We start from the raw sequence: 11,141 nt of genomic DNA on the forward strand, positions 1-11,141 counted from the left end.
GGTATGCGTTCTGGGCGCGGCTCAAGGAAGGCTATGACTCGTTCGAGGCGAGTGGCAAGCCGCCGATCGTTAAGGTTTGCGGCAAGCAATATCAGGTGAACGTGCAGTTTCCCGGTGTCCCGGGCGATCCCGCCCCTGACGGTCCGTGCCCTATCTTCGCCAAGGTCGATCCAAGGATGCTTCCCGGTGTCGATGGCGTGCCGCAGACTGTTCTAGCCAATCTGAACAAAGCGCCCGACGCCGCGCAGCCGCAGGCCAGCCAACCAGTCGCCGTGGCCGCGGTTACGCCGCAACCGCCGATGCGCTCCTTTACGCCGGCGTATTCGCAACCGGCGGCCGCATTCGCCAGCGCGCCGCAGCCGTCAGAGACCGCCTCGCTCGCTTCCATGTCCGCGTCGCCGGTGATCCGGACGCCAGCCAGCAAACCCATGTCGATCGCAAGCATGCAGGCAACGCACACCGCGCCCCAGGCTCCCGGCGTCGCGCCCGCCTCAGGCCCGGCCTTCGCGGCCGCGCGCATCGAACAGGAAAGCGACTCACAGCCCGTGCGGTATCAGTTTGGGACCACAACGCAGGCTCCGGCACCCACCGCGCAGCAGAGTGCGGCGACGTCCGATCCCGACGCGCTACAGAAGACCAACCGGTCCGGCAAGGGCGGCAAGCTGGCAGCTCAGCCTGACGCTGTCGAAAATACAACACCGGCCCCGCCTCCGATCATGCTGGGATACACGCAACGCTGACGTTCCGTCTCCTTGTGCCCTAGCTTTGCGCGATGGAGCGGCTGACGCTTGGATTACGTCGACGCTTTACCTCGGCCGGATGTTTGTTTGATCGTGGTTCCCTCAAAGCATTTTCGAGCGTGGAACGGCTCGCGTGCGCTCGGTTCGCTCGAGCAACCGCCAAAGCGTGCGCCGTCGGGCTCAACGAAGAAGCACTTTTCCGTGTTGCCCTCGGTCCTTACATCAAGCGAGCGCGCGATCGTGCAATCCGAGGCGTTGCGGGCCGTATGTCACCAAGATCGAACGGCAGTTCGAGTTGTTCGACCGGCATGCTCTCTGCGGGCTTTCTCAGGAAGCCGTTGCCGCTTTCCTCTCGCGCAAGGTTCGCGACAGATTGCGGCGCCACCATCGGGACGGAACGCCGCACAGGCTTCGGCATCGCGCCGTTTCGAACAGCTTTCGCCCTTGCGTCGAGAAGCACCGTATTGACGATTGAACCAAGCTGCCGCCATTGAATTTCATCAGCCACAGTCGTACTCCATCGTTTACTAAACTACCTCACACTCATACTGTCCTGCCAATGTTTGTCGATTCGTCGGCTTAATTGCGACAGTGCAAGCGAAATCCCGGTTACATTTTCGAAAGACGGATGGTAAATCGCGCATCCGAAGCTAAGGCACCGCGAAGCATATTGCGATAAGGTGACGGCTGACCGAGCGGGAAGGCGCGCGATGTTGTCTCATTGCGGCGCCGAACACCGCAGCAGGACGGCGCGCAAACCGATGGCATGACGGCGAAGCGACCGCGCTTCAGCCGAACGAATTTGGAACGGCACGGCGGAGAGGAACTTTGCGTCTTTACGAAACCCTTTCGAGACGGGCGGCGTGGAGTTACCGAATCGCAACCCTTTCAGTTCTTGTCTTTGCTGGCGCTTTCGTCTGGCATCGCTTCTTCGGCCTTGGAACTCCGCTGGCGTTCAAGATCATGGGCGCCGCGATTGCGGGGGCAATCGTTGCTGTAGTTGTGGCGATCGCGGCACTTGTCGCGATATGGAACAACGGCGATCGGGGAGCGGGCCGCGCGACAACCGCTCTTTTACTCGCCGCGCTCGTGCTCGCGGTTCCGCTTTGGTCCTTGCCAGCATTGCTTACGCTCCCTCGCCTTTACGAAGTGACCACCGATCCAGCTGCGCCTCCGGCCTTCGATCGCGTTGCCCGGATCCGGCAAGGCCAGGCAAATCCGATCCGCTATGAAGCCGCTTTCGCCCCGCTTCAGGCGCAGGCCTATCCTGACTTGAAGCCCCTCGTGATCCAACGCCCGCTCGTAGATGTCTATACGTCGGTCCGCGATGTGGTGAAGACGCTTAACTGGAAGATTCTGGAGGAACAGGCCCCCGAGGCGACCAAAGCGGGCCATATCGAGGCCGTGGAAAAAACCCTCCTGTTCGGCTTCATGGACGATGTCGCGATACGCGTGACCGGCAATGCGAAGTCGGCGCGTGTGGACATCCGCTCGTCCTCGCGCTTCGGCCAGCACGACCTTGGCCGCAACGCAGAGCGCGTGCGTCGGTTTTTCATGGAGGTGAAAAACCGCCTCGCCGCGCTGGAACGCCTTGAGCGCATGGAGCGCGTCGTCGCGGCGCGGCAGGCGGAAGAGAAGGAAAAAGCGAAGAGCCCGGCGAAGCCTGCGAACCGCAAGCGGGACACCAATTAACCAAAAGCAAAGCATCCATATTCATACCTCGACAATCAGGCTTCTTCGGTCGAGCGTTTTCCGCGAAGCTCAGCAGGCCGCTGCACAGCCTTCGTAACAAAGCCCTTCAGAAACCTTCGCTCCCTACAAATCTCAGACACGTCAACGGAGGATCGGCGCGCAAATTGGTGAACTCGTTTCATCATCAGTCTGGATCCAGATGCTTCTCACCAACCCGCGTCTTTTGGCCAGCAATGCGGCGCGGTCGCCCGTTTCTTCCAGCTTCAGGAACTTGAGTACCATTTCAGGTTTCCCTTGACTCTCTCACCACAATAAGCACAAAACGATACATAAAGAGAACATAGGCAGAACGTAACGTCGTACGCCGAACATGTCAACCGCGTATAAATGTTGCGAGAGGAGTGCACCAATGGGGCTTCTGGTCGATGGAGTGTGGAAGGATCAGTGGTACGATACAAAGTCCTCCAGCGGCCGCTTCCAGCGCCAGGAGAGCCGGTTTCGCAACTGGATCACGCCCGATGGAAGTTCTGGGCCCAGCGGCTCATCGGGGTTTAGGGCCGAGCATGACCGCTATCACCTTTATGTTTGCTACGCCTGCCCATGGGCGCACCGTACCCTGATTTTTCGGGCGCTTAAGGGGCTTGATCGCTTCATCCCCATTTCAGCGGTGAACTGGTACATGGGGTCGGAGGGGTGGACGTTCGAACCGGGCCCCGGCGTCATCCCCGATTCAGTCAACGGCGCTACGCGTCTCCATGAGGTCTATACAATAGCTGATCCGACTTATTCCGGGCGCGTCGTAGTTCCCGTACTTTGGGACAAGCATCAGAAGACCATAGTGAGCAACGAATCGTCCGAGATCATCCGGATGTTCAACTCGGCCTTCGACGGTATTGGCGCAACTTCCGGCGATTATTACCCGGAAGCGTTGAGGCCAGAGATCGACTCACTGAATTCGGAGATTTACGATCGCGTCAACAACGGAGTCTACAAGGCAGGTTTCGCTACGTCGCAGGAGGCTTACGAAGAGGCCGTGTGGCCCTTGTTCGAGACGCTCGACAAGCTTGAGGCGCGGCTCGCCAGACACCGTTATCTTTGCGGCGACCGGATCACCGAGGCGGACTGGCGCCTCTTCACGACGTTGCTGCGCTTTGATCCCGTCTACGTCGGTCACTTCAAATGCAACATCCGCCGCATTGCGGACTATCCCAACCTCTGGGGCTTTACGCGCGAACTATATCAGTGGCCGGGCGTAAAAGAGACCGTCAACTTCCAGCATATCAAGGGCCATTATTATCAAAGCCACAAGACGATAAATCCGACAGGCATTGTGCCGGTTGGACCCGAAATCGACTACGCCGCGCCGCATGGCCGCGACGCGCTTCCGGCGGCGGGCGGGCCGACATGAGGGATGGCCATGGGTATCAATCGCGTTTCGCCCGCTGCAGTGCTCCAGGAAGGGAGTGGTTATGAACAACCGTCGAGGCGTTTCGACCGACGTCATGGTTTCTTCACACCGCTATTCCCATCCCGATGCGCGCCGCGAAACCGAAAAGCCGAGACGAGGTGCGATTGCCGAAACATAATTAACTGTCTCAGCGGGGAGCGGCCGACCGGCCGTCAGATAATCCTGGTAGCGCGTCGGCCCCGCATTGTATGCCGCGAGAAAGCCTGGCATGCCGTAGCGATCATGGAGTTCGCGAAGGTAGGCGGACCCCGCGTGAATGTTGTCGCGCGGATGAAACGGATCGTAACCGAGGCCATACTGCCTGCGCAAAATGTGCCACGTGTCCGGCATAATCTGCATCAACCCCATCGCGCCTTTCGAGGAAACGGCGTAGACGTCGCCGCTGCTTTCCTGATTGATGACGGCCCTGATCCAGACGGTGGGAATGCCGAAGCGTTGGGACGCCTCAACAACGAAGTCGTCCACAGTCTCCCCTCGCCGTTTGCCGAACCGCGGCCGCTCGTCCGCATAGCCGCGATCGCTTCGGTAACGGGGCGTTTGGCTGAACGCGTCGCGGCCCGAGGGCGGGTAGGCCTGGATGGCATTGCCGGGAGCGGAAGAGCAAGCCCCGAACGCGCAGCTGCCGCTGCTCAACCCGGCAGAAAGGCCTTGCGCGCCCGTCGGTTGACCGAAAGCCAGAACCATAGGCATGGTCAGAATCAGGTTGCGGAACAATGTCATGGGGTTTAATTGCCGGATTTTTGAGGCTTGGGAGGAGGGCGAGCGAGGTGATAGCGTAAAAGCAACCTACTCGTGCTTGATGCAATTTCAATAAAACATGCGTTGTATCGTTGAGAAACCGTTAACGTTCCAATGGCTTGGCTGGTTAGGGTTCGCCCTTTGCTCAAAGCACTTCACGTCAGAGCAACACCGGTCGCGCCTGAGGTAACACCGACGGCGCGCAAGGGGCCTCACCAGGATCGCGCCTCCGCCGAGGTCGGCGGTCAACCCAAGTTGCCGCTTTACTTTACCCGCGCGGCGCGGCCAAACTGCGCGCGAGGAGTTCCCATATGACCATCGAAAAGCGTGCGGTCCGCACCGACGACGACGGCCTTCGTCTCGACCGCTGGCTGAAAAAAAACTACCCGACCCTGCCGCATACGCTCGTGCAGAAGCTTGTCCGCACAGGTCAGGTTCGCGTCGACGGTGGCCGCGTGAAGGCGGATAGCCGCCTATCGACGGGGCAGGAAGTGCGCGTGCCCACGCATTTTGCCGAGCCCGAGAACGCGCCGCAGCCGTCGCTGAAGCCGCCGCCGGGGCTTTCCAAGGCCGACCGCGATTTCATCGAACGCATGATCGTGTTCGAGAACGACGAGATGTTCATCCTCAACAAGCCGTTCGGTATCGCGGTTCAGGGCGGCACGAAGACGACGCGGCACATCGACGGGCTGCTCGCGGGCATGGCCGACCGCTTCGGCGGCGAACGCCCGCGCCTCGTGCATAGGCTCGACCGCGACACGACCGGCATCCTCGCCGTCGCAAAAGATCGCCAGACGGCGGCGCGGCTCGGCCGCCTGTTCCAGACACGCTCGGTGCAAAAGATCTACTGGGCGATTACGCGCGGCATCCCGAAGCCGACGCAAGGCAAGGTCGAGGCCGCGCTCGTGAAGGCGTCAGGGCCTGATGGCGACCGCGTGCGCAAGGCGCGCCCCGGAGAGCAGGAGCTCGCGCAGCACGCGACGACGTTTTACTCCGTCATCGACCGCGCGGCGAACATGGCCTGGGTATCGCTGAAGCCCGTGACCGGCCGCCAACATCAACTTCGCGCGCATATGGACATTCTCGGCACGCCCATTCTCGGCGATCAGAAATATGGCGACGGGACCGAAATCCCGATCGAAAACATCGAGCGGAAGCTTCACCTTCACGCGCGGCGACTGACGCTGAAAGATCCGAAGCTCGGCGAAATCGACATTTCCGCGCCGCTTCCATCGCATATCGCGCAGACGTTCGAACTTCTCGGATTCGACGCCGGGCGTTACGGTGAATAATTGCGCATAACAGGCATGAGTCTAACGTTTAGCTTCACGCGGCGTTAGCCCGGCATAATGTAGATCGTGCACTCTGGGGGATGATTATCCGAACGGGGCGGAAACTGAACCTTCGCAGGTGCGAGATATGGCATCAACTCCTACGCTTATTGTTTTCGACTGTGACGGTACACTTGCCGATAGTCAGCATATCATCGTCGAGTCGATGAGGTTTTCTTTTCAGCATCTCGGGCTGGCTTTGCCGCCACGCCATGCGATCCTGCGCAGCGTCGGCCTTTCGATGTCGGAGGCCATCGCCAGCCTCGCCCCGGACCTGTGCGAAGCCACGCGTGACGACATCATCGCGACCTATCGCAACAAGTGCATGCAGCTTCGCAACGCCCGCCAGAGCGAACCGATGTTCCTCGGCGCGGCGCAGCTCCTGTCGAGCCTCGCCGCACGCGACGACGTGCTTCTCGGCATGGCGACGGGCAAATCCCGGCGCGGCGCACTCCGCTTCATCGAGGAAAACGGGTTTTCCGCGATGTTTTCAACGGTGCAGACTGCCGATGATGCGCCATCGAAGCCCCACCCCGCCATGCTGTTCCAGGCGATGCGCGAAACAGGCATCCCGCCGCAGTCGACGATCATGATCGGCGACACTTCGTACGACATGCAAATGGCAACGTCGGCGGCAAGTGCCGGAGTGGGCGTTACTTGGGGGTATCATTCCGTGACGGAGTTGACGCGGGCGGGCGCGCATCTCCTCGTTCACAGCTTCGCGTCTCTTGAGAAGGCGTTGTGTCATGCGTTGGAAGGCGGGCGCTTGCGTCCCTTCTGCCGGGAAGTGGCGGCCTGACCGCTGCGATCCGAGTGAAGCCGCTCCCGGCGCCGGTGTTGCGGGGCGATAAGCATGACTTTCGACTCCGATACGGAAAAGCTGCTGGACAACCTACGGCGCGCGAAGCCTCTCGCCACGCAGGATGTTGAGGAGGCGCGCGCCGCCTATCGCGAGAAATGCCAGCGCCTCGGCGGCGACGCGCCCGCCATGTCCGAGGTCAAAGATTATCAGGCGATCGGTCGCGGCGGACCGCTTCGCGTCAGGCTTTACCGCCCCGAAGGCGTTGTCAGCCCCGGCCCCGCGCTCGTCTATCTTCATGGCGGCGGCGGTGTCATCGGCGATCTGGAAAGCCACGACAGGATTTGTCGCCGCATCGCCGCGCTGACGCCGTGCCGCGTCCTCGCGGTGGACTATCGGCTCGCGCCCGAGCACCCTTTTCCGGCGGGCCTCGAAGACGCAATCGCCGCCATCGGCTGGGCCGCGGCCAACGCGAGATTGCTCGGGCTCGACCCGGCGCGCCTCTCCATCGGCGGCGACAGCGCGGGCGGAGCGCTCGCGGCGGCCGTGTGCCTCGACGCACGCGAGCGTGGCCCGAAGATCGCTTCGCAGGTGCTCGTCTATCCGAGCACGGACAGCACGCAGCAGGTCAAACTGTGGCCGTCGCGCAGGGCCTTCGCCGACATGCCGCCCATCGACAGGGACGCGCTGCGGTGGTTCTCGTCCAAATACATGCCGCAGGGCGCGGCCATCGACCGTTGCGACGAACGCCTTTCGCCGCTCTATGCCCACAGCCTCAGGCGCCTTCCTCCCGCGCTCGTGCTGACGGCCGAGAACGATCCGCTGCACGATGAAGGCGCGGCGTATGCGGACCGCTTGCGCTGCTCGCGCGTCGCGACCGATTACCGGGACTTCGCGGGACAGATCCACGGCTTCATCGAATATGGCGGCGTGCTGCCAAGCGCTCGCGAGGCGGCGAGCGCGGTGGCCACGTGGCTGCGCGCGCGCTCTTGAAGCGGCGCGGGCGGGACCGGCCTCGACGCCACGGGAGCCGAAACTCCGCCAGCACGCGATGCGCAGACGGCGTTCCTTCGCTTGCGGCGAAGGCGGAAGGGAATGCCGTTCAGCTCGAACAATAGCAACCGGCTCGCGCCGCGTGGTCTGCGCGCAAGAGAAAGCGCACCCGATTTAGAATTGTTCTTTAGAACTGTTCTTTAGAACGATTATTCGATAGACGCGCGTTTTTTGATATGGCGGATTAGAACTATTATACATCCATGAAATAATCGAAGATATAAGCGATATATCGTGGTTTTATATTTGAACAGGCCAACGCCATGCGCTAACTTCTTAAGCGTTGGTGTTCGCGGTTGAACACGCGCGGCTGCGGGGTCTTGCTGCCGCTTTTCTTCTGCTTTGCGACAGGGTGAAAAGTCCAGACCATGAGTGTGAACGTCATTTTCGGCTCCGATGGCGGCGCGACCAAAGCGGTCGCCTCCAAGATCGCCAAAAAGCTTTCCGGCAAAGCCATCGACATCAAGGATGCAACGACGGCTGACTTCGAAAGCCCGAGCCTTCTCATTCTCGGCTCGCCGACCTACGGCAACGGCACCCTCCAGACCGACTGGGAAGACAACATCGAGAAACTGACCTCCGCCAATCTCGCCGGCAAGAAGGTCGCCATCTTCGGCACGGGCGATCAGGAGGGCTATCCCGAGAGCTTCGTGGACGCGATCGGCATCCTCTACGATTACGTTGTCGACACGGGCGCGGATGTCGTCGGGTTCACCGACACGGTGGGCTACAACTATTCCGGCTCGACCGCCGAGCGCGACGGCAAGTTCGTCGGCCTGCCCCTCGATCAGGACACGCAGTCGTCCAAGACAGACAAGAGGATCACGGATTGGATCAGCCGTCTGACGTAAACGCGGGCGTCATCCGCGTCTTCAATCACCACCTCTACGAGCTTTCTCGGGGCATCAGGCCACTCAGCATGCTGACCATGACGAAGGCGGCGTCGGGGGTCGTGGTGGCTCGGCTCGTGCGCGAAGGTGTTGCGTATTATGTGCACGAAGCCTGCCCCACGAAGCTGAACGTCGTGTTCGGCCGCCCGGCGGCAGTGGAAGCGGCGCGGCGGTTCCTTACCGGGCCGCTGTGCGATCTGTCGCCCGAGCATGATTTCATGCTCGGTATTCTCCTCGGCTACGACCGCGAGCAACAATGCGTGCGCTACCTCGAAAGATCAGCTGCGGCGGGAGCCCCGCAGGTGCTTTCCGCGCCGGATTTCGACGATACCACAGCATGGCTCGATGCCGCCGTCGAAGCGAACCCGGAGCGCGCGCACTGATCGCGCGCTTCGTCTTTTCTCAGGCGAGACCCGACGCGCTCCGCCCGCATGCCGCTCATCACGCGCTGATGTTCGTCAGACGGTCGCGGATTTCGGGCATCGCCGGATGCGGTGGCTTGTCCTTGTGCACGATCAACCCGAGCTGCCTCACAAGCGGAGGCGACAGCGGCCGCGCCACGATGCTGCGCCCGAGATAGAGATCTTCCCTGTTCTCGATGGCTAGGATCGCAACCCCAACGCCCGCCGCTACCATCGCCTTCAGCGCCTCTGAATTGCCGAGATACAGCGTCGGCTTCGGGTGGAAGCCCTGCGCCTCGAACCAGCCGACCACGAGCCTGTGCATTTGCGTCGTCGGCAGATCCAGAAGGAGCGCGCGCTTCTTCAGATAGTCGGCGGTGATCGTGGCCGGCAAGCCCGCGCCTTCATGCACCGGAAAGACGGCCATGAGCGGGTCTTCGCGCACCTTCGTCACCGAAACCGGCGCCGCCTTGTCGATGGGCAGCGCCACGAGGCCGATGTCGAGTTCGTTCGCCGCCACTTTCTCCACAATGACGTGCGACAGGTCGATTTCGATGGAAACTTCGAGTTCCGGGTGGGTGCGGCGCAGTTCGCTTAGGAGCCTCGGGAGCAGATAAACGCAGACCGTTATGGTCGCGCCGAGCCGGATCGGACTCATCCAGCCGTCACGGAAGCGGCCCACCGCAAGCACGGCCTCCTCGGCGTCGGCGACGAGCCTCGCCCCGCGCCCAGCGAGTTCCTTGCCCGCGTCGGTCGCGAAGGCGCGCTTGCCGAGCCGCGCCACGAGTTGCACGCCAAGCCGCCCCTCAAGCTCCTTGATCTGCTGGCTTACGGCGGGCTGCGTCAGGTTGAGCACGCGCGCCGCCGCCGTAAAACTCCCTCGTTTCACGACCTCCAGAAATGTCCGCACCTGATCGAGATTGAGATCGCGCACGTGAAAGACCCAAAGCGCTGCTTATCGTTACGCAAACAATAATCGATTTCATTTATCGAAGGAAGGGGAGCATATCTGGTGTCCGCCAGCGTCGGCGGAAAAGCGGCGCAGGAAATTGGAGACGAGTACGATGACAACGATGAAACACGCTCACCCCTTCAGCCATGCGGCCGCGACCTCGGCCACGGAGACGGGCGGCTTCTTCGACAAGGCGCTCGGCCTGTTATCATCGGTCAAACGCCGCTGGAGCGAGGAAACTGAAATTCGCCAGGCAGTCGCCGAACTCGAACAACTCGACGACCGTGCGCTTCGCGACATCGGCCTCAACCGCTACGATCTGGAAGATAGCGTTCGCAAACATCACGAGCATTGACGCATGGTCCGCAAAGCTGACGCCGCTTTGCCGAAAAGAAAAAGGCGGGATAATCGCCCGCCTTCAAGCTTGGCCAATACTCACGGATAGCTCGACACCATGCGATGCGAGGCTTCCAACGTGCGCCATATGTCGATCGTGAGCCGCGCATGCGCCCGCGCCGCCTTCAGTTCTTCGAGAGCGGCTGCCGCCCTCGCCTCCTCAGCCACCGCTTCCGCATAAGCCTCGCTCGCATAGGCCTCGCGCTCCTGCGCGGCAACCGTCAGGTCGGACGCGGCTTTCATGGCGAGCGCCTTCACGCGACGCACCTTACCTTCCGCGATCAGCGCGCGTTCGATGAGCACGCGAAGCTCCGCCGCGCTGCGTCCGTCGAAGTCGATGGCATTCATCAATTGCCGGTCCGTGACCATCGCCTTCTTCACAGCCTGCCCGCCGCGCGCGACATGCGCTTCTCTCCGACGCCGCGCCGCGCGATGGCTGCATTCGATGGCGCGGCGCTCTCCAGGTCATCCGCGAGCATTTCTTCCAGCGCTTCGTATTCGCGGCGCAGAGACGCGCAGATATTCAGGTGCCGGTTGACGTCGTAGAGCCACGAACCCGCCTGCCCGCGCGCGATCTCGGTGCGCCTCGCCGCCTTGAGCTTTGCAATGATGGACAGGCGGCCGTTGAGGCTCGTATCGCCCGCCTCGGTTTCGCCAATGCCGAGAAGATAGGCGAGCGCC

General features: G+C 61.7%; 12 protein-coding genes and 2 pseudogenes. 9 read left to right on the top strand and 5 right to left on the bottom strand.

All coding sequences use genetic code 11. From position 1 onward, the window contains the following. Positions 1–740 (top strand): annotated as a pseudogene (locus T281_RS19150) (hypothetical protein); the annotation flags it as partial. An 828-nt stretch (positions 741–1,568) separates the two neighbouring features. Continuing rightward, positions 1,569–2,432, top strand: coding sequence for a DUF1499 domain-containing protein (locus tag T281_RS13370; protein WP_052037485.1), 864 nt, complete (start codon positions 1,569–1,571; stop codon positions 2,430–2,432). Between the two features lie 141 nt (positions 2,433–2,573). Here T281_RS13370 and T281_RS18860 read toward each other — a convergent pair whose 3' ends face one another. Next, a complete protein-coding gene (locus tag T281_RS18860; protein ID WP_155955249.1) occupies positions 2,574–2,714 on the bottom strand; it encodes a hypothetical protein in 141 nt (46 codons plus the stop codon). Positions 2,715–2,841: 127 nt separating this feature from the next. On the opposite strand from T281_RS18860, the gene T281_RS13375 reads away from it, so the two are divergent. Then, entirely contained in the window at positions 2,842–3,840 is a 999-nt protein-coding gene (locus tag T281_RS13375; RefSeq protein WP_037239995.1) for a glutathione S-transferase family protein, read from the top strand. Between the two features lie 147 nt (positions 3,841–3,987). Here T281_RS13375 and T281_RS19580 read toward each other — a convergent pair. Then, a pseudogene (locus tag T281_RS19580) lies at positions 3,988–4,356 on the bottom strand (lytic transglycosylase domain-containing protein); the annotation flags it as partial. A gap of 593 nt (positions 4,357–4,949) precedes the next feature. On the opposite strand from T281_RS19580, the gene T281_RS13385 reads away from it, so the two are divergent. From T281_RS13385 to T281_RS13405, 5 genes are all read left to right on the top strand, one after another. Beyond that, entirely contained in the window at positions 4,950–5,930 is a 981-nt protein-coding gene (locus T281_RS13385) for an RluA family pseudouridine synthase (protein WP_013419263.1), read from the top strand. Between the two features lie 127 nt (positions 5,931–6,057). Then, entirely contained in the window at positions 6,058–6,768 is a 711-nt protein-coding gene (locus T281_RS13390; protein ID WP_052037486.1) for an HAD-IA family hydrolase, read from the top strand. 54 nt (positions 6,769–6,822) lie between these two features. Then, entirely contained in the window at positions 6,823–7,761 is a 939-nt protein-coding gene (locus T281_RS13395) for an alpha/beta hydrolase (protein WP_037239998.1), read from the top strand. 428 nt (positions 7,762–8,189) lie between these two features. Further along, complete coding sequence (gene fldA / locus T281_RS13400) at positions 8,190–8,672, top strand: flavodoxin FldA (RefSeq protein ID WP_037240001.1); 483 nt, start codon at positions 8,190–8,192, stop codon at positions 8,670–8,672. After that, positions 8,651–9,094 (top strand): DUF2023 family protein, encoded by a 444-nt coding sequence (locus T281_RS13405; protein ID WP_037240030.1) that lies wholly within the window; start codon positions 8,651–8,653, stop codon positions 9,092–9,094. The genes fldA and T281_RS13405 overlap by 22 nt, the downstream gene beginning before the upstream one ends. A gap of 58 nt (positions 9,095–9,152) precedes the next feature. Here the strand turns inward: T281_RS13405 and T281_RS13410 are convergent, their stop codons facing one another. Further along, positions 9,153–10,046: a LysR family transcriptional regulator gene (locus T281_RS13410; RefSeq protein WP_013419268.1), complete on the bottom strand. Its 894-nt coding sequence runs from the start codon at positions 10,044–10,046 to the stop codon at positions 9,153–9,155. A 130-nt stretch (positions 10,047–10,176) separates the two neighbouring features. Between T281_RS13410 and T281_RS13415 the strand changes: the two genes are divergently transcribed. Further along, complete coding sequence (locus tag T281_RS13415) at positions 10,177–10,419, top strand: DUF1127 domain-containing protein (protein WP_037240003.1); 243 nt, start codon at positions 10,177–10,179, stop codon at positions 10,417–10,419. An 80-nt stretch (positions 10,420–10,499) separates the two neighbouring features. On the opposite strand, the gene T281_RS13420 is transcribed toward T281_RS13415, so the two are convergent. Together T281_RS13420 and T281_RS19155 are read right to left on the bottom strand one after the other, a co-directional pair. Continuing rightward, entirely contained in the window at positions 10,500–10,829 is a 330-nt protein-coding gene (locus T281_RS13420; RefSeq protein ID WP_155955250.1) for a hypothetical protein, read from the bottom strand. Positions 10,830–10,837: 8 nt separating this feature from the next. Then, on the bottom strand, positions 10,838–11,141 hold a 304-nt coding region (locus T281_RS19155; protein WP_037240009.1), incomplete at its 5' end, for a hypothetical protein.

The organism is Rhodomicrobium udaipurense JA643 (assembly GCF_000636015.1).
In the GTDB taxonomy this organism is placed as follows: Bacteria; Pseudomonadota; Alphaproteobacteria; order Rhizobiales; family Rhodomicrobiaceae; genus Rhodomicrobium; species Rhodomicrobium udaipurense.